The sequence below is a fragment of the Campylobacter sp. IFREMER_LSEM_CL1846 genome, from assembly GCF_025772105.1.
Lineage (GTDB): Bacteria > Campylobacterota > Campylobacteria > Campylobacterales > Campylobacteraceae > Campylobacter_D > Campylobacter_D lari_D.
Genome location: NZ_JAKMRM010000011.1, coordinates 1 through 25,163, shown reverse-complemented (window position 1 = coordinate 25,163; position 25,163 = coordinate 1). Strand labels below are relative to the sequence as shown.

25 protein-coding genes and 1 pseudogene are annotated in these 25,163 nt (G+C 29.5%); 19 read left to right on the top strand and 7 right to left on the bottom strand.

What is annotated here, in order from left to right:
- The first annotated feature begins 47 nt into the window (after positions 1-47).
- From modA to L8W40_RS06065, 3 genes are read left to right on the top strand one after another with little or no spacing between them, the layout of a single operon-like run.
- The gene (modA, locus tag L8W40_RS06075) at positions 48-794 is read left to right on the top strand and encodes a molybdate ABC transporter substrate-binding protein (RefSeq protein ID WP_263664928.1); all 747 of its coding nucleotides are present in this window, start codon (positions 48-50) and stop codon (positions 792-794) included.
- A complete protein-coding gene (locus L8W40_RS06070; protein WP_220566930.1) occupies positions 791-1,180 on the top strand; it encodes a hypothetical protein in 390 nt (129 codons plus the stop codon). The genes modA and L8W40_RS06070 overlap by 4 nt, the downstream gene beginning before the upstream one ends.
- Positions 1,174-2,028, top strand: a complete 855-nt coding sequence (locus L8W40_RS06065; RefSeq protein WP_263662210.1) for an ABC transporter ATP-binding protein — start codon at positions 1,174-1,176, stop codon at positions 2,026-2,028. Before L8W40_RS06070 ends, L8W40_RS06065 begins: the two co-directional genes overlap by 7 nt.
- 86 nt (positions 2,029-2,114) lie before the next feature.
- Here L8W40_RS06065 and L8W40_RS06060 read toward each other — a convergent pair whose 3' ends face one another.
- A complete protein-coding gene (locus L8W40_RS06060) occupies positions 2,115-3,767 on the bottom strand; it encodes a 4Fe-4S dicluster domain-containing protein (protein ID WP_263664927.1) in 1,653 nt (550 codons plus the stop codon).
- Positions 3,768-3,856: 89 nt separating this feature from the next.
- Here L8W40_RS06060 and selA point away from each other — a divergent pair, with 89 nt between their 5' ends.
- Genes selA through L8W40_RS06040 form a run of 4 tightly spaced genes read left to right on the top strand, consistent with a single transcriptional unit; the run spans position 3,857 to position 8,267 of the window.
- The gene (gene selA, locus L8W40_RS06055) at positions 3,857-5,188 is read left to right on the top strand and encodes an L-seryl-tRNA(Sec) selenium transferase (RefSeq protein WP_263664926.1); all 1,332 of its coding nucleotides are present in this window, start codon (positions 3,857-3,859) and stop codon (positions 5,186-5,188) included.
- Entirely contained in the window at positions 5,181-6,986 is a 1,806-nt protein-coding gene (gene selB, locus L8W40_RS06050; RefSeq protein WP_263664925.1) for a selenocysteine-specific translation elongation factor, read from the top strand. Before selA ends, selB begins: the two co-directional genes overlap by 8 nt.
- Before the next feature lie 53 nt (positions 6,987-7,039).
- Positions 7,040-7,753 (top strand): thioredoxin fold domain-containing protein, encoded by a 714-nt coding sequence (locus tag L8W40_RS06045; protein WP_220566922.1) that lies wholly within the window; start codon positions 7,040-7,042, stop codon positions 7,751-7,753.
- Positions 7,740-8,267 carry a hypothetical protein gene (locus tag L8W40_RS06040; protein ID WP_133319770.1) on the top strand — a complete coding sequence of 176 codons (528 nt, stop codon included), beginning with the start codon at positions 7,740-7,742 and terminating at the stop codon, positions 8,265-8,267. The genes L8W40_RS06045 and L8W40_RS06040 overlap by 14 nt, the downstream gene beginning before the upstream one ends.
- A 22-nt stretch (positions 8,268-8,289) precedes the next feature.
- Here L8W40_RS06040 and gdhA read toward each other — a convergent pair whose 3' ends face one another.
- From gdhA to gltX, 4 genes are all read right to left on the bottom strand, one after another.
- Positions 8,290-9,657 (bottom strand): NADP-specific glutamate dehydrogenase, encoded by a 1,368-nt coding sequence (gene gdhA, locus L8W40_RS06035; protein WP_263664924.1) that lies wholly within the window; start codon positions 9,655-9,657, stop codon positions 8,290-8,292.
- Positions 9,658-9,669: 12 nt separating this feature from the next.
- Positions 9,670-10,335 (bottom strand): MqnA/MqnD/SBP family protein, encoded by a 666-nt coding sequence (locus L8W40_RS06030; protein ID WP_133319772.1) that lies wholly within the window; start codon positions 10,333-10,335, stop codon positions 9,670-9,672.
- A 247-nt stretch (positions 10,336-10,582) separates the two neighbouring features.
- Positions 10,583-11,818 (bottom strand): malic enzyme-like NAD(P)-binding protein, encoded by a 1,236-nt coding sequence (locus L8W40_RS06025; RefSeq protein WP_263664923.1) that lies wholly within the window; start codon positions 11,816-11,818, stop codon positions 10,583-10,585.
- Positions 11,818-13,209, bottom strand: coding sequence for a glutamate--tRNA ligase (gene gltX / locus L8W40_RS06020; RefSeq protein ID WP_263664922.1), 1,392 nt, complete (start codon positions 13,207-13,209; stop codon positions 11,818-11,820). Before gltX ends, L8W40_RS06025 begins: the two co-directional genes overlap by 1 nt.
- A gap of 64 nt (positions 13,210-13,273) precedes the next feature.
- On the opposite strand from gltX, the gene L8W40_RS06015 reads away from it, so the two are divergent.
- Positions 13,274-14,101 (top strand): peptidylprolyl isomerase, encoded by an 828-nt coding sequence (locus L8W40_RS06015; RefSeq protein ID WP_263664921.1) that lies wholly within the window; start codon positions 13,274-13,276, stop codon positions 14,099-14,101.
- Between the two features lie 18 nt (positions 14,102-14,119).
- Here L8W40_RS06015 and L8W40_RS06010 read toward each other — a convergent pair whose 3' ends face one another.
- Positions 14,120-15,451, bottom strand: coding sequence for an acetyl-CoA carboxylase biotin carboxylase subunit (locus tag L8W40_RS06010; protein ID WP_258108146.1), 1,332 nt, complete (start codon positions 15,449-15,451; stop codon positions 14,120-14,122).
- Between the two features lies 1 nt (position 15,452).
- On the bottom strand, positions 15,453-15,902 hold the full coding sequence (accB, locus tag L8W40_RS06005) for an acetyl-CoA carboxylase biotin carboxyl carrier protein (protein WP_039626958.1): 450 nt from the start codon (positions 15,900-15,902) through the stop codon (positions 15,453-15,455).
- A gap of 131 nt (positions 15,903-16,033) precedes the next feature.
- On the opposite strand from accB, the gene dcd reads away from it, so the two are divergent.
- The 11 genes and pseudogenes from dcd (at position 16,034) to L8W40_RS05950 (ending at position 25,126) form a co-directional block, all read left to right on the top strand.
- Positions 16,034-16,594 (top strand): dCTP deaminase, encoded by a 561-nt coding sequence (gene dcd / locus L8W40_RS06000; RefSeq protein ID WP_039668780.1) that lies wholly within the window; start codon positions 16,034-16,036, stop codon positions 16,592-16,594.
- A 50-nt stretch (positions 16,595-16,644) separates the two neighbouring features.
- On the top strand, positions 16,645-17,652 hold the full coding sequence (gene pseB / locus L8W40_RS05995; protein ID WP_263664920.1) for a UDP-N-acetylglucosamine 4,6-dehydratase (inverting): 1,008 nt from the start codon (positions 16,645-16,647) through the stop codon (positions 17,650-17,652).
- Positions 17,649-18,779: a UDP-4-amino-4,6-dideoxy-N-acetyl-beta-L-altrosamine transaminase gene (gene pseC, locus L8W40_RS05990; protein ID WP_263664919.1), complete on the top strand. Its 1,131-nt coding sequence runs from the start codon at positions 17,649-17,651 to the stop codon at positions 18,777-18,779. The genes pseB and pseC overlap by 4 nt, the downstream gene beginning before the upstream one ends.
- 4 nt (positions 18,780-18,783) lie before the next feature.
- Positions 18,784-20,043, top strand: coding sequence for a DUF4910 domain-containing protein (locus tag L8W40_RS05985; protein WP_263664947.1), 1,260 nt, complete (start codon positions 18,784-18,786; stop codon positions 20,041-20,043).
- Positions 20,040-20,821 (top strand): annotated as a pseudogene (locus L8W40_RS05980) (AAC(3) family N-acetyltransferase). The gene L8W40_RS05985 and the pseudogene L8W40_RS05980 overlap by 4 nt, the downstream one beginning before the upstream one ends.
- 2 nt (positions 20,822-20,823) lie before the next feature.
- On the top strand, positions 20,824-21,060 hold the full coding sequence (locus L8W40_RS05975) for an acyl carrier protein (RefSeq protein ID WP_220566911.1): 237 nt from the start codon (positions 20,824-20,826) through the stop codon (positions 21,058-21,060).
- Positions 21,047-21,937, top strand: coding sequence for a class I SAM-dependent methyltransferase (locus L8W40_RS05970; protein ID WP_263664918.1), 891 nt, complete (start codon positions 21,047-21,049; stop codon positions 21,935-21,937). The genes L8W40_RS05975 and L8W40_RS05970 overlap by 14 nt, the downstream gene beginning before the upstream one ends.
- Entirely contained in the window at positions 21,934-22,338 is a 405-nt protein-coding gene (locus L8W40_RS05965; protein WP_220566909.1) for a VOC family protein, read from the top strand. The genes L8W40_RS05970 and L8W40_RS05965 overlap by 4 nt, the downstream gene beginning before the upstream one ends.
- Complete coding sequence (locus L8W40_RS05960; RefSeq protein WP_263664917.1) at positions 22,335-23,858, top strand: HAD-IIIC family phosphatase; 1,524 nt, start codon at positions 22,335-22,337, stop codon at positions 23,856-23,858. Before L8W40_RS05965 ends, L8W40_RS05960 begins: the two co-directional genes overlap by 4 nt.
- Positions 23,848-24,915, top strand: coding sequence for a beta-ketoacyl-ACP synthase III (locus L8W40_RS05955; RefSeq protein WP_263664916.1), 1,068 nt, complete (start codon positions 23,848-23,850; stop codon positions 24,913-24,915). Before L8W40_RS05960 ends, L8W40_RS05955 begins: the two co-directional genes overlap by 11 nt.
- Entirely contained in the window at positions 24,908-25,126 is a 219-nt protein-coding gene (locus L8W40_RS05950) for an acyl carrier protein (protein WP_263664915.1), read from the top strand. Before L8W40_RS05955 ends, L8W40_RS05950 begins: the two co-directional genes overlap by 8 nt.
- Positions 25,127-25,163 lie beyond the last annotated feature (37 nt).

The following is a 25,163-nucleotide window of genomic DNA, read 5'->3' as shown; positions in this document are numbered from 1 at the left end:
AAAATAAGCTATAATTTTTTTAAAATTTACTATTAAAAGGATAAAAAATGAAAAAAATTTTTACCCTACTTTTTTTGTGTATTTTTGGCTATAGTGCTGATGTAAATATCGCTGCAGCTGCAAATGTAGCTTACGCTTTTAAAGCCTTGCAAAAAGAATTTCAAAAAGAAAACCCTGATATTAGTATCAATGTAAGCTTAGGCGCTAGTGGAAATTTAGTCTCACAAATTAAAAATGGTGCGCCATTTGATATATTTATGGCTGCAAATATGAAATTTGCACAAAGCTTGTATGATGATAATTTTACTAGCACAAAACCTGTTATTTATGCTCAAGGAGCTTTAGCTTTACTCAGTGTTAGAATGGATTTAAGCAAAGGATTAGACACACTTAAAGAAGAAAAAGTAAAAATCATCACCATAGCTAATCCCAAAGCTGCTCCTTATGGTCAAGCTAGCATAGAAACTTTACAAAATACTAAAATTTATGAGCAAGCAAAAGCTAAAATCATCGAGGCAAAATCTATAGGAGAAGCACTTACTCAAACATTAAAAGCAGCCGATGTGGGTTTTATAGCAGCAAGTGCTTTATATGAAGATACGCTAAAATCTTATAAACTCCAAGAAGGAAAAAATTATATTTTAATCAATCCAAAGCTTTATGAACCAATCAATCAAGGCATTGTTATCACTTCTTATGGTAAAGATAATGCTAAAGCTAAGAAATTTTATAATTTTATTTTAAGCAAAAAGGCTAAGGAAATTTTCAAAGCTTATGGCTATAATATCCCATGATTAAAGCTAAAATAAATACTATAAAAAATCATGAAAATATAAACTGGGTAGAATTTCTTATAAATAAACATAAATTATTTATGCTTGCTTTAGAACTTGATGAAAAAGCAAGCATTGATCAAGAAGTTTTACTAGCTTTTAAAAGCAGCGAGTGCTTGCTTAGTAAAAAAAATTTAGAAAATTCATTTTTAAATACCTTTTATGCAAAAATCATTGATATTTTTCAAGGACAAATCATCACTATCGTAAGATTAGAAAATGAAATTTGCACTTTCGAAGCTCAAATTAGCACCCATGAGTTTTTAGAGCAAAATTATCAAAAAAATGATTTTGTATTTGCTTATGTACATCCTAGTGCTTTATTTATCAAAGAGTATTTATGCTAAAACTTGACTTTGAAAAAATCTTTAAAAATAAAGAAAAAGAATTTAAACTTAAGGTTAAATTTGAAGTTAAAGAAGGAGAATTTTGTGCTATTTTTGGAAAAAGTGGTAGTGGCAAAACTACGCTTTTGAGAATTTTAGCAGGTTTTGAAAAAGCACAAGGAATTTGCACTTTTAATAATACGATATTTTTTGATGATAAAAACTTTCTAAGCCCACAAAAAAGAAAACTTGGCTTTGTTTTTCAAGATTATGCTTTATTTGAAAATATGAATGTAGAGCAAAACTTACTTTTTGCCAAAAAAGATCTAAAATTTGCTAATGAACTTTTAGAACTTTTAGATTTAAGCAAACACAAAAAAAGTCATATTTTAGAACTAAGCGGGGGACAAAAACAACGCGTAGCTTTAGCAAGAGCCATTATGCAAAAACCCAAACTTTTACTTTTAGATGAGCCATTTAGCGCCTTAGATAATGAGATAAAACTACACTTGCATGATTATCTTTTAAATATACATAAAACTTATAAAATCACTACTATTTTAATCAGCCATGATGTAAGTGAAGTTTATAAACTAGCTAATAAAGTCATCATTTTAGAAAATGGAGCCATCATCAAAGAAGGCTCGCCTAATGAAGTTTTTTTAAAGACACAAGGCTCGCAAAAATTTGCCATAAAAGCACGCATTTTAAAACTACAAAAACAAGATAGCATATTTATAGCCATACTTGCCATAGGTAATCAAATCAGCCAAGTAACACTAAGTCCTTTAGAAGCTAAAGATTTTAAAGAAAACGATGAAGTGCTTTTGAGCCAAAAAGCTTTTGCGCTAAATTTAAGCAAAGTATAAAAACTATAATTTAAATTAACTTGTATATTAAAAAATTATATAAAATTTTTAATACAAGCTAAAACTTAGTGCTTAAGCCTTTTGGCTTAAAGCACATTCATACTTTGTATCATTACTTTTGCTTTACATTCAGCACAGCAATATAGTGTTTTTATCTTAGCTTCATCACCTATAAATCTTGGTTTCATAATGCTAGCAATTTTTTCAATGGCCTTTTTAGTAGCAAATTCTTTCCCACACTCTACACAAGCAAAAAGTTCATCTTGAGCTAAAACCATAAAAGAAAAATACTCTTTTTCCAAATCTATCCCACTTCTTTGAAGCATTAAAGTATCTTTTTCAGCACAACTTGCCTCACAATACCCACAGGTAGTACATAAGCTTGCATTAAATTTCAAAGAATTATCCTTAGTATCAGCCACTAAAGCTCCTACATTACAAGCTCCCACACAAGAAAGACATAAGGTACAGGTGTCTGCATTGATGGTGATTTTTCCATAGCGTATCCATTCTTTACTTGGGATATTGCCTAAATTTTCTTCCTTTATAAGCTCTCTTAATCTTATAGCAAAATCTTCTCTTTTTAAAAGCGCAGGATTATAAGAAATAAATTTGAGATTTTCTATAAAATGTGCTTGATTTATAGCCTCTAAAAGTTCTTTTTCATCTTTAGCTAGAAAAATTGCGTTTTGTTTAAATTTTCTTTGAAAAATTTCATTCATCAAAGCTATCACTTCTAAAGCACCTTGCGATAAGCCATCACTATAAAAAATCACACTCGCACCACTTGTTTGAAGCATAGCTAAAAAATGTGCTTGATCAAGATAATTCTCGCCTTTAATCATAAAAGGCATTACATCTTCTTTTAAAGTGATATTTAAATTTTCTATAGACATTTTCTCAGGGATTATTAAAATGATTTTATCTTCATAAAATTTTAAAATTTCATAAAAGCTATTGCGTGGCATAGGTGCATAATCAAGCGCTCCACTAGGACAAATTCCTACACAATCACCACAGCTTAAACAATCCACATGAGAAAATTCTAATTTTCTTTGCTCATCATCTTTTAAAATAGCCACACTAGGACAAATTTCAGCACATTTTCCACAATGAATACTTCTTCTTTCATGGTATTGACAAATGCTATCATCATAACTAATATAATTTCTAAATTTATATTTTGGAGAATTAGAATTTAAAAGTTTTATAAGCTCTTCTTGACTTAAGGTAGTTAAATCATAGCAACCACTTTGTTGATCAAAACTTTCTTTTTTTACATCATATAAGAAAAAATCACAATCAATCTCTACTTGCTCATTATCTTTTAAAGCTATCACGCAAAGCTCGCCCACGCAACCCAAAACACCCAAACATTGCTCATTACTTAGTTTTAAAACCTTGTATTCTTGTTTTTTTAAGCTTTCAATAAGCTCATTTTGATCCTCATTGCTTACAATAATTACATTTTTACCCACTTCTTTGGTGTATTCTAAATCAAGTCCTAAATCATAAACTTTAGATCTAATCTTATATAAGGACTCAATAGTTTTGGCTTTTTTAAGCACATCATCTTGTGAGTTTTTAAGGTAAAAATTAATCTCAGGTGCATAAACTTCAGGATTTAAAAGCTTTGAATTTCCTATAAAAACTTCTTCATTACAGGCTTTTTGAACTATACTAATATCATCACTTAAAGGAATTAAATCTTCATTTTCTAAAAATACAAAATCTTTCATAACGCTCTCTTTTAAATTTTTTAATCTTAATTATATAAATTTCATTATAAAAAAGTTATAATTTTACTAATTTATTCTTAAGGTTTAAGATGAACAAATTTAGAAATTTTCCACCCATAAACACGCTTATAAACGATGAAAATTTGGCTAGCTACCCTTTGTATTTAAGATCTCATTTTGCAAAAATAGTTGTTTCAAATTGTAAAAAAGAACTAAGTAAAAATGAAAATTTAAATTTTAGCTTGCAAGATTTGCTAAGTAAAATTGCTCAAAGTATTGATGAGTTTTTAAATATGCAAAGTCAAAGTTTGATCAATGCTAGTGGAGTTATCATACACACTAATCTTGGTCGTAGCATTATTGATGAGAGTATTTTTGAAAGAACTAAAGAAATCATCTGCTCTTATTCTAATTTAGAGTTTAACATGCAAAGTGGCAAAAGAGGCTCAAGGTATGACGCACTTAGTGCAAATTTAAAAATATTATTTGATTGTGAAGATTGTTTAGTTGTTAATAATAACGCCTCGGCTGTATTTTTGATCTTAAACACCTTAGCAAAAAATGAAGAAGTTATTACTTCAAGAAGTGAGCTAGTTGAGATTGGGGGAAATTTTAGAATTCCTGAAGTTATGCTAGCAGCTGGTGTTAGGCTAAAAGAAATAGGCGCGACTAATAAAACTCATTTATATGATTATGAAAAAGCTATCAATGAAAATACTAAAATGATTTTAAAAACCCATCGTTCTAATTTTGCTTTTAAAGGATTTTTTGAAGAAGTAAGCTTAAGTGAAATTCACGCTTTAACAAAAAAGAAAAAACTCATATCTTATTATGATTTGGGTGCTGGCTGGTGTGAAAAGATTAACAAACAACTTAGTAAAAACGAGCCGAGTGTGAAAGAGCTTTTAAAACATTGTGATATTTTAAGTTTTAGCGGTGATAAACTTTTTGGTTCTACTCAAGCAGGCATTATACTTGGAAAGAAAAAATACATTCAACAATTAAAAAAAAATCAACTTCTAAGAATGCTAAGGGTTGATAAAATCACTCTAGCTTTTTTAAATGAAACTGCCAAAGCTTACTTAGAAAAAGAATATGAAAAAATCCCCACACTAAAACTTTTAAATGATGATTTAAAAACCATAGAAAAAAAGGCACTCTTTATCAAAGAAAAAATTCCTATAAAATGTGAGTTAAAAGCTTCTAAAAGTTTAGTAGGTGGTGGCTCTATGCCTGATAAAAGCTTAGATACTTTTGTGTTAAGTTTTGATGAGAAAGCTTTGCTTTTACAAGAAAAATTTAGAAAAAAAGGCGTAATCGGTCGTGTTGAAAATGGGCATTTTGTGCTAGATTTTAGAAGTATTTTAGAAAAAGATTTAAACCGTTTAATCCACGCTATCAAAGAGGTATTTCATGCATAGTATCATCATAGGCACTGCTGGGCATATTGACCATGGTAAAACTTCACTTATTAAAGCTTTAAATGGTTTTGAAGGTGACGATTTAAAAGAAGAGCAAGAAAAAGGCATTACGATTAATCTTAGCTTTTCAAATTTAAAAAGTGAAAATTTAAATATTGCTTTTATCGATGTGCCTGGGCATGAAAGTTTAATTAAAACTATGATAAGTGGTGCTTTTGGCTTTAGAGTATGTATGTTTGTCATAGATATAAACGAGGGTTTAAAGGCTCAAAGTATAGAGCATTTAAGGGTTTTGGAATTTTTAGGCGTAAAAGATGTAGTGCTTATTTTGAGTAAGGTTGATTTATGCAAGGATTTAGTACAAAAGCAAGCAGAGCTTTTAAAAGAATTAAAAGCCTTTAAAATCAATATCTTAAAAGTTTTTCCAACAAGCATTTATGATGAGCAAAGTATATTAAATTTAAAAAACTATCTACTTAGTTTAAAGCCTAAAGAAAATGATGAAAATTTGATTTTTAGATACTACATTGATAGGGTTTTTTCTCTAAAAGGTATAGGAACGGTAGTAACAGGGAGTTTAAATGAAGGAAAAATAAGCAAAAATGAAAAAATATTTTGCCTTGAAAATCAAAAAGATATCATTGTAAAAAACATACAAATTCATGAAGAAAATGTTTTAGAAGCAAAAGCTTATAATAGAGTTGCTTTGAGTTTAAATTGTGATTATCATGAGTTAAAAAAAGGCTATATATTAAGTAAAAAAGGTGTTTTTAAAAGCTTTAAAAGTATCGATGGGGTTGTTTTTAGTACAGAGATTAAACACGGGAGTATTTTAGAATTTTGTAGTGGCTCAAAAAAGCTTAATACAAAAATTAGTGTAATCAAAGAATTTGAAGATAAAACTTATATTAGCTTAGAGTTTGATAAAAACCTACCTTTGTGTTTTGATGATAAATTCATCTTGCTTGAAAATGGGCGTATTAAAAGTGGTGGTGTGGTTCTTAATGCGGTAAGTGAGCCTTTAAAAAAAGATATAAAAGCTAAGTATTTAGCACTTTTAGAACAAAAAGATTTTAAAAAAGTATTTGAGTTTTTAAAACAAACTCACAAACTTGGCTTTGGATTACTTTCAAGCTATCAACGCTTTAAACTCACTCATGAGCAAGCCCTAAACCTAGCAAAAAGCTTAAATCATGTTTTTGTCGATGAGCAAGCTTTAAATGTATATGATTTAAATGCTATACAAACTTTGAAAGAATTTATTGATTTTATTTTCTCTAAAAATCCTTATGCTTTAATCTCGCCTCATTCTATCGCCTTAAGGCTTAGCTGGGCAAGTGAGAGCTTTTGCGCTTATACACTCAAGCAAATGCAAGAAAAATTAGATTTTAAAGATGGCATATGGTTTTTAAAAGGACAAGATTTTGAAAAATTACAAGAAAAGGCTCATTGTGAGCTTTATGAAATTTTAAAAAAAGAAGGTATAAAACCTACCGCACCTTACAATCTTTATGAATATTTAGAGCTTGATAGGAAAAATGGAGATCTTATCTTAAAAAAACTCACTAAAGAAAACAAAGTCAAAAGATTAGCACATAATCTTTTTATAGAAAAAAATACTCTTGAAAATCTCATGCAAGAGTTTTTAAAACTTTTGCAAAATCATCATTTAGATGTAGCTTTTGTTAAAAATCATTTTCAAATTTCAAGAAAATATGCCATAGCTTATTTAGAATATCTTGATAAAAACTATCCTCAAGTTAAAAAAATAGAGGAAAAAAGAATATTAAAAATCTAAGTGTTAAAGATTACATTTTATAATGTGCAAAAATTTTAAAACAAAGGAAAATGATGAAAAAATCTTTAGCTCTCTTAACCCTTGCTAGCTCTTTATTTGCTGCAAGTAATGAAGAAATTATTAATTTTTTTAAGAAAAATCCAAATTTATCAAATGCAAACATTAGTGTTTCTAGTAGAGAAAAAATTCCTGATACTAACTTTGAAGCTGTGATAGTTAATTTTGAAATTAGTGGTAAAAATTTCCAAGAAATCGTTTTCACTCAAGATAATATCATCACAACTGAAGTAATTGATGTAAAAAAAGGTGAATTTTACTCTCAAGTTTATCAAGCAAAACTCATGGAAAAACAACAAGCTGAATTTTCAAAAAAAGCTCTAGTTGAACTTAAAAAAGAAAAAATGTTTATTTCTTTAGGCGATAAAAACAAACCTTTACTTTATGTTTTTAGCGATCCTGAATGTCCATATTGTAGAATGCATTTAGATAAAATAGAAGAAACACTAAAAACCCATCAAGTGAAATTTATCTTAACCCCTATCCATGATACTAGTGCTTTTGAAAAATCTGCATTAATTTACAAAGAAAGTAAAAATGCTAAAGATGATGCACAAAAAATCGCTATCATGAAAAAATATTATGATAAAAATTTAAAAGATTATAAAAAACCTAGTGAAGCTGAGGTTAAAGCAGTAAGAGAAACTTTCGCAAAATACTCTAAACTTGGTCTTCGTGCTGTGCCAACTATAATCGATGCTCAAAAATAATTTTTTCTTGCTTGTGTTTGCACTATTTTTAAGTGCTTGCACAGGCCCTATGCAAACTTTTATCCAAACAAATAATGAAGGTATTTTCCTGCATGCTAATAAAAATCAAAGTTTTTCTTTACACATCAATAATCCTTCAAAATTAAACACAAATTTAGAAGCCAAGCTCGCTCAAAAATTACAAAATTTAGGCTTAGTTTTAAATAATGTTCAAAGTGATTATAAAATTTATATCAATATAGTAGATTTTAAGAAATTTTCTTACGCGCAAAGATTACGCGCTTCTAATGCGAGATTTTTTTATAATGACTTTGATAAAATAGATGATGTTTTTGAAATGGAAGTAGAAAATTACTATCTTTTGCAAGTTAATTTACAAATTAGCTCCAAAAACTCTACTCAAAGCACCTCGCTTTTAGCAAGAACTGCTTATCTTGGCAATATAGACAGAGCCAAAGAGTCTTTAGAAGAAAAAATCGCTAATCAAATAACAAGCTTTTTTTATATACACTAAAGATGGCATTTAAGCCATCTTTTTAAATATAACCATGATCAATCATCGCATCAGCTACTTTTTTAAAGCCTGCTATGTTTGAACCTACTACTAAATTTCCTTCATGATTATAAGCTTTTGCACACTCGTATGAATTTTCAAAAATATTTTTCATAATCTTATATAATTTTGCATCAACCTCCTCAAAGCTCCATTGACACATACTTGCATTTTGTTGCATTTCAAGTTGAGAAGTCGCTACACCACCTGCATTAGCAGCCTTAGCTGGCGCAAATAAAAAGTCTTTTTGATTTAACATAAAATCGATCGCTTCAAGTGTGCTTGGCATATTAGCTCCCTCTGCTACCATACGACAACCATTGTGATATAAGGTTTTAATATCTTCTAAATTTAATTCATTTTGCGTAGCACTTGGAAAAGCTATATCACAAGGTATACTCCATACTCCATTACAACCTTGTTTATACGCACTTTTTGGAGTAAAAATAGCACCTTTTTTAAGCATTGCATAATCACTCACTCTAGCTCTTTTTACTTCCTTAATTTCTTTTAATAAATCTAAATCTATCCCATCTTTATCATAAACAAATCCATCGCTATCGCTTATTGTGATTGCTTTTGCACCAAGTTGATGTAATTTTTCTATGGTATAAATTGCCACATTTCCACTACCTGAAACTGCACACTCTTTTCCTTCTAATGCATTGTTATATTTTGCTAGCATTTCTTGAGTAAAATACACACAGCCATACCCTGTTGCTTCTGTTCTTACTAAACTTCCACCCCATGGAATTTTCTTTCCCGTTAAAGTTCCATCAAAATTAGAGCTAATTTTCTTATAAGCTCCAAACATATATCCAATTTCTCTAGCACCAACCCCTATATCACCTGCTGGCACATCAGTGCTTGCACCTATGATTTTTGAAAGCTCGGCCATAAAAGCTTGACAAAAACGCATAATTTCTGCTTCGCTTTTGCCTTTAGGGTCAAAATTTGCTCCACCTTTAGCTCCCCCTATCATTAAACCTGTTAGAGAATTTTTGAAAATTTGTTCAAAACCTAAAAATTTCAAAACATCTAAATCTACACTAGGATGAAATCTGATCCCACCTTTATAAGGTCCTAAACTAGAATTAAACTGTACTCTATAACCAAAATGTGTTTGAGCTTTACCTGCATCATCAATATATACTACTCTAAAAATAGTCGTTTTTTCAGGCATAACAATACGCTCTAATATAGCATGATCTTGATAAGTTTTGTTAGATTCAAGTAAAGGTTCTAAAGAATTTAACACCTCAGTTGCTGCTTGAAAAAAGATAGGTTGTCTTGGGGAAGTTGCTTGAATTTTTTCTAAGGTTTCATTGATATATTGTTTAGCTATACTCATAAATTGTCCTTTTTATAGTATCTTGCTGTTTGCATTAGCTAAAAATTTTTTTAGCGCCTTTTGCTCCTTTGTTCCTATTTTGTAGTAAATTAGCTTTAAATATGCACTAATTTCTTTTTGAGAAAGATTTCTTGACTTAGAATAATCTAGCAAAATATATTGCGGAATGAAAATTTTACTTTTTGTGAAATTTTTCATCATTTTTTTATAAATAGAAAAATTTTTAATACAAGAAAATCGAGCAAAAACAAAAGGTAGTTTTGTCTTTTCATACCATAATTCGCATAAATCAATATAATCTTTTGGATTTTGCAAATAAAGTTTTAAAGCCTTATCACCGATGATAACCTCCCCTTTTTGCTTTAAAACTTTTGCAAGAGCATTAGAAGTTGCAGAGCTTGCATCTTCTTTGCTTTCAGATTGTTTTTTCACTAAAACGCTTTTTACCTTTTTGCTTGCGCAAATCCCCACATTTAAGGTTTTGTATTTTTTTCTACGACTTTCAACACTTGAGATAATCGCTGCATCAATGCGTCTAAAATACAAATGGCGATTTAGCTTACTAGGAACCCCTTTTTTGTATTCTGTAGTTTGCTTAACATAGCTAGGAAAAGCTGATTTTTTAAGATAGATATGTAAAGGGAGTAAATTAAGATAATCTATCTTACCAAAAATCATCTCGACCTTTCTATGATTAAGTAAAAATATCCTATTAAAAAATATCTTAAATATAAATTAATTTTATTAAAAACACTAGTAATATCAAATTTATATAATTTAAAAAGAAAAAAAGTAACATTTAAAACATATTTTTTAAATGATTTTTAAAAAATATGTTTTTATAACTCATATAAACAATAAAAAATAGATAAAATTAAGTTTTATAATAAAAAATTATTTTAAATAAAACTTAATTTATAAAAAATTATTTTAAACTATCAAAATATCTCTGATAATCAAAATTATTTATCAAAGCTACTCCATCTTCAACCGCAGCTTTTGCTACCGCAGCACTAACTACAGCTTTTACTCTGCTATCAAATGGTTTTGGTATCACATAATCTCTACCAAAACTAAGCTCTTCTACTCCATAAGCTTGTTTTACCTCATCAGTTACTTCAAGCTTAGTTAAATCAGCCAAAGCTTTTGCGGCTGCTATTTTCATATTTTCAGTAATTTTAGTTGCCTTTACATCTAAAGCTCCTCTAAAGATAAAAGGAAAACCTAAAACATTATTAATTTGATTTGGATAATCACTTCTACCTGTTCCAACTATAGCATCGTTCCTAACTCTTTTAACATCTTCTGGCATTACTTCAGGTACAGGATTAGCTAATGCAAAAATCACGGGATCTTTTGCCATACTTAAAATCATCTCATCATCTAAAATCTTAGGTGCACTCAAACCCAAAAATACATCAGCACCTTTTAAAGCTTCTCTTAAAGTGCTATCTTTGGTATCGCTTACAAATTCTAGTTTGTATTTATTTAAATCATCTCTTTGAGTATTAATCACACCTTTACTATCTACTAAAACGATATTTTTAACCCCTAAATTTCTATACATTCTAGCACTTGCAATACCTGCTGCACCTGCACCACTTACCACTACTTTAATATCTTCAAATTTTTTACCACTAATTTCCATAGCATTCATTAATCCTGCTGTAGAAATGATCGCGGTTCCATGTTGGTCATCATGCATTACAGGAATTCCAAGATCTTGCAAAGCAGCTTCTATTTCAAAGCATTTTGGTGCTGAAATATCTTCTAAATTAATCCCTCCAAAAGTAGGCGCTATAGCTTTACAAAAAGTAACAATTTCATCTATACTATGAGCATTAATTTCTAAATCATAAGCATTAACATTAGCAAATTTTTTAAACAAACAAGCTTTTCCTTCCATAACTGGTTTGCTTGCACTCGCTCCTATATTGCCAAGTCCTAAAACTGCACTACCATCGCTTACTATAGCAACTAAATTAGCTTTATTAGTGTATTTATAAGCTAAAGTTTCATCTTTTGCTATCTCAATACAAGGTTCAGCAACCCCAGGAGAATACGCCAAAGATAAATCATGTGCACTATCCATAGGCTTTCTAGCAACAATATCTACTTTACCACCTAAGTGATATTCTAAAGCCTCTTCTTTTAAATTCATTATTTTTCCTTCATATAATTTAGTAAATTTTTTATCCTAAGTTTAGCCTTTTGCACTCCTAAAAATTCCAATACTTCAAATATACTAGGACTAACCGAGTTTCCTGTGAGTGCAATGCGTATAGCTTGAGCTAGATCTTTTAACTTAAGATTATTTTCTTCTAAGAATTGATTAGTTAATTCTTCAAATTCACAAGCATTTTTTTGCTCATTTAAAACCATAGCGTATTTTTCCAAATAAGTTAAATTTGTAACATTAAGAAATTTATCTACAGCCTTTTGATCATATTCTTTTGGGTCATTTAGTAACACTTTAGCCCCACTAATAATATCATGTAAGGTTTTAGCTCTCTCTCTTAACATATCTAGCAAAAAGCCTGCTTTTTCATACTGACTTAAATCAAATCCTAAATCTTTTAATTGTCTATTGATTTCTTCAAAAGGTAAAGTTTTAATATAATGAGCATTAAGCCATTCTAATTTTTTAAAATTATAACAAGAAGCACTTTTGTTAATATGATTTGGATCAAAAAGCTCTTGCATACTTTCTAAAGAAAAAATTTCATCATCGCCATGACTCCAACCAAGACGCACTAAGAAATTAAGCAGGGCTTGAGGTAAAATCCCCATATTTTTATATTCCATCACATCAGTTGCTCCATGACGCTTAGAAAGTTTTTTACCATCTTCACCATGTATCATAGCCACATGATAAAATTTAGGAATTTTAAAGCCTAGTGCCTCATAAAGGACAATTTGTTTTGGAGTATTTGATAAATGATCATCTCCTCTTATAACATCACTCACACCCATTAGTGCATCATCAATTACAACGGTTAAATTATAAATTGGGCTACCATCGCTTCTTGCAATTACAAAATCATCTAAAATATCTTCAGCCTTAAAACTAACCTCGCCTTTAATGCCATCTATAAATTTAATCTCTCCACTTTGTGGTGCTTTTATACGCACCACAGGCTCAATACCACTTGGCGGAATTCCTTTAAAATCTCTATATCTACCATCATATTTTGGACGCTCTTTAGCTGCTTCTTGCTTAGCTCTTAACTCATCAAGCTCTTCTTTGCTCATATAACAATAATAAGCCTTGCCCTCATCTAATAATTTTTGAATGTATTTTTTATAAATATCAAATCTTTGAGATTGATACTCAATCGTCCCATCATAATCAAGCCCACACCATTTAAATGCTTCTATAATAGCTTGCGTAGCTTCTTGTAAATTTCTTTTTAAATCCGTATCTTCAATACGCAATAAAAATTTACCCTTATTTTTTCTTGCATAAAGATAATTATATAAAGCTGTTCTAAGCCCTCCTATGTGCAAATATCCTGTTGGAGAAGGAGCAAAACGCGTTGTGATTTCTTGCATATTTTTACCTTTTTTAAATTTTTATTGTTATAATGCTATATTTACACTTAAATAAAGGTTTTATATGAGAAAATTTTTAATATCTTGTTGTTTTGCTGCAAATATTTTATATGCTCAAACCCTTGGTGGTGTAGCAATGGTAGTAGAAAATCAACCTATTACTCTTTATGATATAGAACAAACTATGAAAGAATTAAAAACTAATGACAAACAAAAAGCTATAGCATTTTTAGTAGATGATAAAGTTCAACAAAGTGAAGCTAAAAAGCTAGGAATTTATATAAGCACTTTTGAACTTAATGAAAAATTAGCCCAAATAGCAAAAGGCAATAAAACTGACATTAATGGTTTGCAAGCAAAGATAGAAAAAGATGGTTTAAGTTTTGAAGTTTTTAAAAACAAAGTTAGAAAAGATCTTGAAAGAGAAAAACTTTATAGAAGCATAATGCAAAATGCAAAAATCAATATTGATGATGAAACACTAAAACATTTTTATGAAAGCAATCTTGATAAATTTAGCACTTTTTCAAATATAGACTTAGTTGTTTATAATTCTACCAATCCTGAACTTTTACAACAGCTTGCACAAAATCCTATGTATAAAAATTCTCAAATTAAATCAAAAGCCATTAGTTTAAACGCAGCTAGTTTAGATCCAAGATTACTTGCTTTGTTAAATAATACAAAAATAGGAGAATTTACTCCAGTGTTAAATGGCGAAAACGCTTATATAGTGTATTTTGTAAAAGAAAAATATGGTAAAAATCCTATCGAATTTGATTTAATCAAAGATCAAGTTAGCAATGTCTATACCCTAACTCAAAAAGAACAAGCCTTAAAAAATCATCTTGATAAAATAAGAGCAAATGCTCATATAGAAGAATTAAGATAGGTTAAAACCTATCTTCAATTAATGTCTTGAAAGATAATTTGTATCATAATTATTATTGATAAAATCTGCATTATCCATCATTGCTAAATGAAAATCTTTGGTTGTTTTTATCCCACCTACGATAAGCTCTTGCAAGGCTATTTTCATTTTAGCTATAGCTGTGTTTCTATCTTCTCCCCAAACGACTAATTTTCCAATCATAGAATCATAATATGGAGGCACACTATAATCTTGATAACAATGGCTTTCCATTCTTACATTGCGTCCTGCAGGAGCTACATATTTTGTGATTTTACCTGGGCAAGGTAAGAAAGTTTTAGAATCTTCAGCAGTAATTCTACATTCTATAGAATGACCTTTAAGTTTAATTTCTTCTTGTTTTGGTAAAGGATACCCTTCTGCTACTTTAATCATAAGCTCGATAATATCTACCCCGCTTACCATCTCACTCACACAATGCTCAACCTGCAAACGCGTATTCATCTCGATAAAATAAAAATCTAAATTTTTATCCACTAAAAACTCAAAAGTTCCCGCACCTTCATAATCAATAGCCTTAGCAGCTTTAACTGCTGTTTCATGAAGTCTTGCTCTTGTTTTTTCATCTAGTAAAATTGCAGGAGATTCTTCTATAAGTTTTTGATGGCGTCTTTGCATAGAGCAATCTCTCTCACCCAAATGTATCACATTTCCAAAGCTATCTCCTATGATTTGCACTTCTATATGGCGTGGGTTTTGGATGTATTTTTCCATATACATAGTTCCATCACCAAAAGCACTCATCGCTTCACTTTCTGCTGACCAGTAAGCTTTTTCTAAATCTTTTTCATCTTCAACTACACGCATACCACGGCCGCCACCACCTGCTGCTGCCTTTAAAATCACAGGATAACCTATTTCTTTAGCAAGTTTTTTTGCTGCTTCAACCCCATTTAAAGCCCCATCGCTTCCTGGGATTACAGGCACACCTGCTCTTTGCATAACTTGTTTTGCCTTACTTTTATCACTCATTAGTGCCATAGCAGCTACCGAAGGACCTATGAATTTGATATTATGTTTTGCACAAATTTCAACAAAATTTTGATTTTCACTTAAAAATCCATATCCTGGAAAAATCGCATCCGCTTCACTAATTTCAGCTGCACTAATAATAGCTGGGATATTTAAATAGCTTTCTGAACTTCTAGCATTTCCTATGCAAATACTCGCATCAGCATATTTTAAATACAAAGCATCCTTATCTGCAGTAGAATACACACAAATTGCTTTTTTTCCCATTTCTTTTACAGTTCTTAAAGCTCTTAATGCAATTTCTCCACGATTTGCTATTAAAACTTTTTTAATTTCCATTTTATAATTTCTCCACCACAAATAAAGGCATACCAAATTCTACAGGCTGACCATCTGCAACTAATACTTCTACTATCCTACAATCATATTCGGCTTCGATTTCATTCATAATTTTCATCGCTTCAATAATTGCTATAGTACTTCCTTTTTTGATAGTTTGTCCTGCTTTGGCAAAAGGTGCTGCACCTGGGCTTGGAGCTTGATAAAAAGTACCTACCATAGGGCTATTGATGGTCGGTTTATTAGAAGAGTTTGAGCTTGCTTTGGTTTCATTAACTACATTTACATTAATTGGCTGTGGAGCTGGAGCAACAGGAGCTGGAGCTGGTAATTCACAACACATATCTCTTTCAAGTTCTATTTCAAATCCATCTTGTTCTTTTATTTTAATCTTACTTATATTTGCTTCTGCAAAAAGTTGCATTAGTTCTTTGATTTCTTCTTTTGTCATATATTCTCCTTAATTTATAAGACTTAATTTATAATTATATATAAAAATACTAAAAATAACTTCAATTATTTATTTTTTACTTTTATTTTAAGATATAATTTAAAAATTCACTTTAATTATAAAGGACAAAAATGGGCTTAAAAGCAGATAATTGGATCAAAAAAATGGCACTAGAGTACAATATGATAGAGCCATTTTGTGAAGCAAATATAGGTAAAGGTATAGTTAGTTATGGGCTTTCAAGCTATGGATATGATATAAGAGTTGGAAGAGAATTTAAGATTTTCACTAATGTAAATTCCACCGTTGTAGATCCTAAAAATTTTGTAGAAGAAAATGTAGTAGATTTTGTAGGCGATGTATGTATAGTACCTGCAAATTCTTTCGCGCTTGCAAGAACGGTTGAGTATTTTAAAATGCCAAATGATGTTTTGGCTATTTGTCTTGGCAAAAGTACTTACGCAAGATGTGGCATTATAGTAAATGTAACCCCTTTTGAGCCAGGTTTTGAAGGACATATCACTATAGAAATTTCAAACACAACCCCACTACCTGCTAAAATTTATGCTAATGAGGGTATAGCTCAAGTTTTATTTTTACAAGGAGATGAGCCTTGTGATGTAACATATGCTGATAAAAAGGGTAAATACCAAGCTCAAACAGGTATAACTTTACCAAGAATTTTAAAATAATTTTATTTTCAACCGATATAAAAACTTAGTCAAGTAATAGGAAAATATATATGTTTAATGGAAAAAGCATTTTAATCACCGGTGGCACAGGAAGTTTTGGAAAAACTTATACTAAAACTTTACTTCAAAAATACGAACCTAAAAAAATCATCATTTATTCAAGAGATGAGTTAAAACAATTTGAAATGGCAAGAGAATTTAATGATGATTGTATGCGTTATTTTATAGGCGATGTAAGAGATAAAGAAAGATTGAGTATAGCAATGAAGGATGTTGATTTTGTCATTCATGCAGCTGCTATGAAACATGTGCCAATTGCAGAATATAATCCAATGGAATGTATAAAAACTAATATCCATGGAGCACAAAATGTAATCGATGCGTGTTTGGAAAATAATGTAGAAAAATGTATCGCTCTTTCAACCGATAAAGCATGCAATCCTATTAATTTATATGGAGCTACAAAGCTTGCAAGTGATAAGCTTTTTGTAGCAGCAAACAACATCGCAGGAAATTCTCATACTAAATTTAGCGTTACAAGATATGGTAATGTAGTAGGTTCAAGAGGATCTGTCATACCATTTTTTAAAAAACTCATCAATGAAGGTGCTAAAGAACTTCCTATCACGGATGAGAGAATGACAAGATTTTGGATATCCTTAGAAGATGGAGTTAATTTCGTGCTGAATAATTTTGCCTATATGCATGGAGGGGAAATTTTCGTACCAAAAATTCCTTCTATGAAAATCGTTGATTTAGCTAAAACTATGGCTCCTAATTTAGCTCATAAAATCATAGGTATAAGAGCAGGTGAAAAACTACATGAAATTATGATTTCAAGTGATGATAGTCATTTAACTTATGAATTTGAAAATTATTATGCCATTAGCCCAAGCATTCAATTTAATAACACTAATGTTGATTTTAGTATAAATGCAAAAGGACAAAAGGGTAAAAAAGTTTCTAATGGCTTTTCTTATAGCTCTGATAATAATCCATCATGGATTAGCCAAGAAGAGCTTTTAAATATAATAAATCATACAGAGCTTGAAAAATGATAACTTATTCTCATCAAAATATTGACGAACAAGACATACAAGTAGTTTGTGAGGCTTTAAAAGATGATTTTTTAACCGGTGGAAAAAAGGTTGAAGAATTTGAACAAGCCCTTTGTGAATATGTAGGTGTAAAATATGCTTGCGTGCTAAATTCAGCTACTTCTGCTTTACACCTTGCATATTTATCTTTAAATGTAAAAGATAAAATTGTCTTAACAACCCCCATTACCTTTGCTGCGACTGCAAATGCAGCTTTAATGGCAGGTGCTAGGGTTGAGTTTATAGATGTAAAAAGCGATGGAAATATTGATGAGAAAAAACTTGCTTTAAGATTAAGCCAAGATAGCTCTAATATAGGAGCAATTTGCGTGGTTGATTTTGCGGGAAATAGTGTAGAAATGGATGAAATTTTAGCCTTAGCTAAACAACACAACATCCCACTAATTGATGATGCAAGTCATGCTCTAGGTGCTATTTATAAAGATCAAAAAGTAGGTTCTATGGGGGATTTGAGCATATTTTCTTTTCATCCGGTTAAACCTATCACAACCTTTGAAGGTGGTGCGGTTGTTAGCAATGATGAGGAATTAATCTCAAAAATCAAGCTTTTAAGAAGTCATGGCATAGTCAAAAAAAGACTTTGGGATAGCGATATGATTGAACTAGGCTATAATTATCGTTTAAGCGATGTAGCTTGTGCTTTGGGTATAAATCAACTTAAAAAACTTGATAATATGCTAGAAAAAAGAGAAATCATCACAAGTTTTTACGATAAAGAATTTGAAAAAAATCCTTATTTTAACACTATAAAAATCAAAGATTATAAAAAAAGCTCAAGACATTTATATCCTATTTTGCTTTTTCCTGAGTTTTATTGCCAAAAAGAGATTATTTTTGAAAAATTATTAAATTTGGACATAGGTGTACAAGTGCATTATAAGCCTACTTATGAGTTTAGTTATTATAAAAACTTATATGGAAATTTATTCTTAGAAAATGCGGATAATTTTTATAAAGCTGAACTTAGCATACCTGCTCATCAAGAAATGAATTTAAAAGAAGCACAATTTATTAAAGATAGTTTATTTAAGATTTTAGAAGAAACTAAAAAGGCTTGTTGTGAGTAAAAGTATGTATGAGCTAGCTTGTGAGCTTTTTCCTATATGCAGAAGTATTACTGGGAAAGGCTTTGGACAAAGCTTAAAAATACTTGATGAAGCTATGGGGGGGGGTATATTAAAAATTCACTCTATAGCAAGCGGGAGTAAAGTGTTTGATTGGGAAGTGCCTGCTGAATGGGAGATAAACGATGCTTATATCATCACTCCAGATGGAGAAAAAATTTGTGATTTTAAGCAAAATAATCTTCATGTGTTAAACTATAGCACAGGCATAGACACAGAGCTTAATCTAGCAAGCTTACAAGAACACCTTTACTCTATAGAAGAAATGCCTGGTGCCATACCTTATGTGACAAGCTATTATAAAAGGCGTTGGGGGTTTTGTATAAAACATGAAGATAGAGTTAAACTAAAAGAAGGAAAATATAAAGTTTTCATAGATGCAAAGCACCATGAAAATGGAGTTTTAAACTATGCTGATTTACTCATACCTAGCACGCAAGAAACAAAAGATGAAATTTTAATTTCCACTTACCTCTGTCATCCATCTATGGCAAATAACGAGTTAAGTGGTCCTGTGGTAGCTGCATTTTTAGCTAAATGGCTTTTAGAACTTAAAGAGAGAAAATACAATTATCGTTTTATTTTTACTCCTGAAACCATAGGGAGTATAGTTTATCTTAGTAAACATTTAAAGCACTTACAAAAACATACCAAAGCAGGTTTTGTACTCTCTTGTATAGGTGATGATAATGCTTACTCACTCATTCACACTCCAAGTGAAAATACCCTAGCAGATAAAGTAGCTTTGCATACCTTAAAAGAAAAAAATAATTTTAAAGAATTTAGCTTTTTAGATAGAGGCGGCAACGAAAGACAGTTTTGCTCTCCTTTAGTAAATTTACCCGTAGTTTGTGTGTGTAGGACTAGATTTGGTGATTATAAAGAATACCACACTAGCAAAGATGACTTAAATTTCATCAGTGAAGAGGGATTGCAAGGTGGCTTAAAAGCTATGCAAGAAATCATTATGAATTTAGAAGTTAATAAAATTTATCAAATCACAACTTTTTGCGAACCTAATTTAGGTAAAAGAGGCTTATATCACACTTTAAATCAAGGAATTACCAAAAAACCAATCTCCGCTGATTTTTTAGCATATTGTGATGGTAAAAATGATGTTTTAGATATAGCTTCAAAGCTAAACATGCAAGCTTATGAATTAAAAGATTTAATAGAAAAATTAAAATTTCACGGATTGATAAAATGAAATATTTCTTAGAATATAATGATAAAAAATACTCTAATGTAGATTTAATAGAAGCTTTTAAAAAACTTAGTATCAAAAAAGGCGATATTTTGTGTGTGCATACTGAACTTTTTAATTTTGGCACACCCTTGCTTCCTAGAAATGAATTTTTACAAACTATATTAGATTGTTTTTTTGAAGTTATAGGTAAAGAAGGTACTTTAATCATGCCTACATTTACTTATAGTTTTTGCAAAAATGAAGTTTATGATAAATTAAATTCTCCTACAAAAATGGGTGCTTTAAATGAATATTTTCGCAAACAAGCAGGAGTAAAACGCACTAATGATCCTATATTTTCCTTTGCTATAAAAGGAGCCAAAGAAGAATTGTTTTTAAAAGACACTACAAGTTGTTTTGGTGAAAATTGTGTGTATGATATTTTAACACAAGAAAATGGAAAATATATACTTTTTGGAAGCACTACAGGACACACTCTAACTCATTATATCGAAGAAGAATACCGAGTAGATTACAGATATTTTAAAGATTTTCACGGAAAAATAATAGACGAACAAAACAGAATGCATGATAAAAAAATAAAATTTATGTTAGACATTTAGATAAAAAATCTTTACCAAATGTCGATAATATAAACTATATTACTAAAAAAACAAAAAATTTTATATACGAAAATTTTGGTGGTGCAACTATATGTTTATTTCATACAAAAGAATACAAAGAAGCGATAAAAAATGCTCTTGATGAAGATAAAAATATTTTTATATTACAGGATTAATCATGGAAAATAAATTTTATGAAATTTTAGAAAATATATTAGAAGTAAAAGTTGATGAAAATTCAAATTTAAGCATGCAAAATTGCAAAAATTGGACTTCTTTAAATCATATTGATATAATCATGAGCTTAGAAGAAGAATTTGAAATCAAATTTAGCAAAGATGAATTAAGTCAGCTAAAATCACAAAATGAACTTTTGCAAGCTATCAAATCAAAGGTAAAAAATGAAAAATATTAAAAACTTATTTGAGTTAATAGCTATAAAAAATCCAATTCACGCAAAATATTTAAATAAAATCAGTCTAACAAATGAAGATGAAATAGAATTTGAAAATCTCATTTCATATTATCTTCAAAACGATATTTCTTTACAAGAGCAGTGCGAATGCTATTTAACTATACTTAATGACACTTTAGAAGAAACAAAATATTTCATAGAAAATAACTCATATAGATATAAAAGTTTTGAAGAAGTAAAAGATAAAGTCTATTTTAATGAAACTTATATGAAAAAATACATGATAGGGCTTGCGCTTTCATCTTATATTTGGATTGCTCATATAAAAGTTAGAAAGTATTTTGAAAATTATCTTCAATCAAAAAGCAAACATGATAATTATTTTGAAATAGGCCCAGGACATGGAGAATTTTTTACTAAAGCTGTTAAAAGTTTGAAATTTGATTATTATTTAGGTTTAGATTTATCCCCTACTAGTTGCGAATTGACAAAAAATATGGTGAAAAATCAAGTTAAAAATTTAATTAATAATTGTGAATTTTTATGTAAAGATTTTTTTCAATTTCAATTTCACAAAAAAGCTGATTTAATAGTAATTGGAGAAGTTTTAGAACATGTTGAACAGCCTTTAGAATTTTTAAAAAGAGCAAAAGACTTATTAAGCGATGAAGGTGAAATTTTTGCAACCATACCTATCAACGCACCTGCAATTGATCATATATACTTATTTACACATCCAACTGAAATTTTTGAAATGGCAAAAAAAGCAGATTTAAAAATAAAACAATATGAATGTTTTATGGCAAATGACTATTCTTTAGAAAAAGCTTTAAAATTTAAAAATGCTATAACTATGGCTGTGGTATTTGAAAAATGAATTTAAATTTACCAATCCACCATATAGGTGTAGCATGTAAATCTTTAGAAAAAGAAAGAAAAATATTTGAAAAGCTAGGTTTTATTAAAGAAGCTGAATTTATAGACGAACAACAAGGGGTAAAAGGAGAATTTATCATTCCAAAAAATAACTTATTCCCCCAATATCGCTTTGAACTTTTGTCAAATTTAAATGAAAAAGGCGTTTTAGATAGCTATTTGAAAAATAAAACTAAAATGTATCATATAGCTTATGAAAGCAAAAATATAGAGCAAGATTTATCTTTGCTTTTAAATGATGGTTTGTTAGTTGTTGACATAATGAAAGCAAGTTATTTTGCAAAACTTTGCTTTGTGATGATGAGTAATAATTTATTAATAGAATTAGTAGAGCTAAAATGAATCTTTTTTCACCAAATTTAAAGAGAAATGATCTCATAAAACTTAGCAAGGAAAATCATTATAAAAAAATTACTATTAATGTTTTTAGAAATCACTCTTTTGAAGTGATTTCAAGCATACTAAATGCATTTTTAGCCTTTAGTAAATTAAAGGCTGAATTTAACATAAGCTCTTATGATGATAGTTTAAGTTATGATAATTTTCAAAAAGCAGATTTAAACATCATATTTATAGATTTAAACAATTATAAAAAAAATGTAGATGATTTTATCAAAGAAAAAATACAAGAACTATCAAGCATTAGCAACGCTCCTATCATCACACTTTTACTTGGTAATACAAGCTTAAAAGAATATAGTATTTGCAAAATACTAAAGCCCTTTTTAGATGAAAATCTCATCATAGATGATAGTAATTTTGAAATAAATGCAAGCAGACTTAGTAATAAAGCTTGTGTAAAATTAGCCCAAATTCTAGGACTAAAAATCCTACCTAGCTTCTTGCAACCAGCTTTAAAAGCAATCATCATAGATCTTGATAATACCTTATACCAAGGAATTTTAGGCGAAGATGGCATTGAAAATCTTACTTTATCTAGCAATCATAAAGCCTTACAAAGTGAGCTTTTAAATTTAAAAAATCAAGGTTTTTTACTTGCCATCGCTTCAAAAAATGAAGAAGATGATGTAAAAAAACTTTTTTCACAAAGAAAAGACTTTTTATTACAACTTGATGATTTTAGTATGATCAGGGTTAATTGGAAAAGTAAAGACGAAAATATTAAAGAAATTGTAAATTTTTTTAATATAGCTTTTGATAGTGTGCTATTTATTGATGATAATATAGCCGAAATTGAAAATGTATCACACCTTCATATTAACACCTTGCTAGCTGATGAAAATAGTGCTTATAGTTTAAAGCTCTATCCTAGACTTTTAAAAACAAGCTTTAGCAAAGAAGATGAGTTAAGAAGTGCTGATATTAAAGCAAATTTACAAAGACAAGAACTTAGCAAGCTTAGCCCTAAAGAGTATTTTGAAAAATTACAGATTTGTTTGAAATTTCATATCAACCACGCAGATGAACTTGAAAGAATTTCACAACTACTTAATAAAACTAATCAATTTATATCAAATTACTCAAGATTAAGCTTAAAAGAGTGTGAAGAATTTATGCAAAAACATGCTATTTTGACTATAAGCATGAGTGATAAATTAAGTGATAGTGGCATTATAGCAATTTTTTTAGCTTATAAAGATGAAACAAATTTAATCATAAAAGATCTTTGCATAAGTTGTAGAGCCTTAGGAAGAAAGCTTGAAAAAATTATGCTATATAAGGCTATAGAGTTATTACATGTGCATTTTAATACAAAAGAATGTATTTTATACTTTCAAAAGGGCGAAAGAAATATGCCATTTTTAGAATTTTTATATAGTTTAAATGCAAATATAAAAGAAAATTTTGCTCTAATCCAAAAAGAAATGATAAATTACGAAGGACTTATAATTGAAAGCTAATTTTAATAAAGCCAAAATAGCAGGCATAAGTGTTTGCGTGCCTAATAAATGTATAAATATAGATGATTGCTTAGAAGATGTTTTTCAAAATGATGTCAAAATGCTAAAAAGAATGAAAAAAATTTCAGGCATACAAGAAAGATTTATCGCTGATGAAAATATTAGCACAACAGATTTAGCCTATGAAGCAAGTATAAATTTATTTAAAATGCTTGATTTTGATAAAAATAAGCTTGATATGGTGATTTTTGTTACACAAACTCCTGATTTTTTTATGCCATCATGCGCAAACTATCTTCACAAACGATTAAATTTAAAACCTCAAACCATAGCTTTTGATGTAAATCAAGCGTGTTCGGGGTATTTATACGGCTTATTTATAGCTTTTTCTTTTTTAGAAAATCAAAATACAAAAAATATTTTATTAATTTGTGGTGATACTTTAAGCAAAACCATAAACCCTTTAAATGCAAATTTAGCTCCAATCTTTGGCGATGGAGTAAGTGCAACACTCATAAGCAGTGCAAATGAAAAATCGTTTTTTAAGCTTTATTCTAATGGAGAAGGTTTTGACAAACTCATCATACCCAATAGAGCTTTTACTAAACTTGATGAGAGTAAAAGCTCCAATAAAGAAATATTTCAAACCAATAAGCATAGGAGCTTAGATAATCTTTACATGGATGGGGCTGAAATTTTTAACCAAGCACTTAATCTTGAGAGCCAAAGCATAAAAGAAATGCTTGATTTTTGTGAAAAAAGTAAAGATGAAGTGGATTATTTTTTATTACATCAATCCAATCAATTTTTAGTTGATTCTATTATAAATGACTTGGGTATTGATAGCTCTAAAGCATCAAATTTTTTGATGTCAAAATACGCTAATTTAAGTGCTTGCTCTTTACCTGCTTTACTTTGTGAAATGCAAAAAAATGATTTTAGTGCCATTTTAAGTGCTTTTGGTGCTGGATATGCCTGGGGGAGTGCTTATATAAATTTTGATAAAAACTTTAAAACTGATACAATTTCAATTTATAAAGGAGAAAAAAATGACTAAAGAAGAATTATTAGAAGCTATTAGCGAAGCTATGCATATGGATGAAACACTAAAAGAAAATATGATTTTAGATGATATTGATGAATGGGATAGCTTAGCTTTTGTATCTATCATGGTATTATTTAAAAACTCACTTGGCAAGCAAATTAGCGGTGATGATCTTAAAAAATGTGAAAAAGTAAGCGATCTTTTAGCTTTAGCTGGTGTTTAAACAAATATTTGTTTAAACCCTTTCCACACTTAAAACA

Excerpts from the sequence above, each read along its gene's own strand:
- modA (WP_263664928.1), top strand. The coding sequence starts at position 48 with ATGAAAAAAATTTTTACCCTACTTTTTTTGTGTATTTTTGGCTATAGT.
- L8W40_RS06070 (WP_220566930.1), top strand. The coding sequence starts at position 791 with ATGATTAAAGCTAAAATAAATACTATAAAAAATCATGAAAATATAAAC.
- L8W40_RS06065 (WP_263662210.1), top strand. The coding sequence starts at position 1,174 with ATGCTAAAACTTGACTTTGAAAAAATCTTTAAAAATAAAGAAAAAGAA.
- L8W40_RS06060 (WP_263664927.1), bottom strand. The coding sequence starts at position 3,767 with ATGAAAGATTTTGTATTTTTAGAAAATGAAGATTTAATTCCTTTAAGT.
- selA (WP_263664926.1), top strand. The coding sequence starts at position 3,857 with ATGAACAAATTTAGAAATTTTCCACCCATAAACACGCTTATAAACGAT.
- selB (WP_263664925.1), top strand. The coding sequence starts at position 5,181 with ATGCATAGTATCATCATAGGCACTGCTGGGCATATTGACCATGGTAAA.
- L8W40_RS06045 (WP_220566922.1), top strand. The coding sequence starts at position 7,040 with ATGAAAAAATCTTTAGCTCTCTTAACCCTTGCTAGCTCTTTATTTGCT.
- L8W40_RS06040 (WP_133319770.1), top strand. The coding sequence starts at position 7,740 with ATGCTCAAAAATAATTTTTTCTTGCTTGTGTTTGCACTATTTTTAAGT.
- gdhA (WP_263664924.1), bottom strand. The coding sequence starts at position 9,657 with ATGAGTATAGCTAAACAATATATCAATGAAACCTTAGAAAAAATTCAA.
- L8W40_RS06030 (WP_133319772.1), bottom strand. The coding sequence starts at position 10,335 with ATGATTTTTGGTAAGATAGATTATCTTAATTTACTCCCTTTACATATC.
- L8W40_RS06025 (WP_263664923.1), bottom strand. The coding sequence starts at position 11,818 with ATGAATTTAAAAGAAGAGGCTTTAGAATATCACTTAGGTGGTAAAGTA.
- gltX (WP_263664922.1), bottom strand. The coding sequence starts at position 13,209 with ATGCAAGAAATCACAACGCGTTTTGCTCCTTCTCCAACAGGATATTTG.
- L8W40_RS06015 (WP_263664921.1), top strand. The coding sequence starts at position 13,274 with ATGAGAAAATTTTTAATATCTTGTTGTTTTGCTGCAAATATTTTATAT.
- L8W40_RS06010 (WP_258108146.1), bottom strand. The coding sequence starts at position 15,451 with ATGGAAATTAAAAAAGTTTTAATAGCAAATCGTGGAGAAATTGCATTA.
- accB (WP_039626958.1), bottom strand. The coding sequence starts at position 15,902 with ATGACAAAAGAAGAAATCAAAGAACTAATGCAACTTTTTGCAGAAGCA.
- dcd (WP_039668780.1), top strand. The coding sequence starts at position 16,034 with ATGGGCTTAAAAGCAGATAATTGGATCAAAAAAATGGCACTAGAGTAC.
- pseB (WP_263664920.1), top strand. The coding sequence starts at position 16,645 with ATGTTTAATGGAAAAAGCATTTTAATCACCGGTGGCACAGGAAGTTTT.
- pseC (WP_263664919.1), top strand. The coding sequence starts at position 17,649 with ATGATAACTTATTCTCATCAAAATATTGACGAACAAGACATACAAGTA.
- L8W40_RS05985 (WP_263664947.1), top strand. The coding sequence starts at position 18,784 with ATGTATGAGCTAGCTTGTGAGCTTTTTCCTATATGCAGAAGTATTACT.
- L8W40_RS05975 (WP_220566911.1), top strand. The coding sequence starts at position 20,824 with ATGGAAAATAAATTTTATGAAATTTTAGAAAATATATTAGAAGTAAAA.
- L8W40_RS05970 (WP_263664918.1), top strand. The coding sequence starts at position 21,047 with ATGAAAAATATTAAAAACTTATTTGAGTTAATAGCTATAAAAAATCCA.
- L8W40_RS05965 (WP_220566909.1), top strand. The coding sequence starts at position 21,934 with ATGAATTTAAATTTACCAATCCACCATATAGGTGTAGCATGTAAATCT.
- L8W40_RS05960 (WP_263664917.1), top strand. The coding sequence starts at position 22,335 with ATGAATCTTTTTTCACCAAATTTAAAGAGAAATGATCTCATAAAACTT.
- L8W40_RS05950 (WP_263664915.1), top strand. The coding sequence starts at position 24,908 with ATGACTAAAGAAGAATTATTAGAAGCTATTAGCGAAGCTATGCATATG.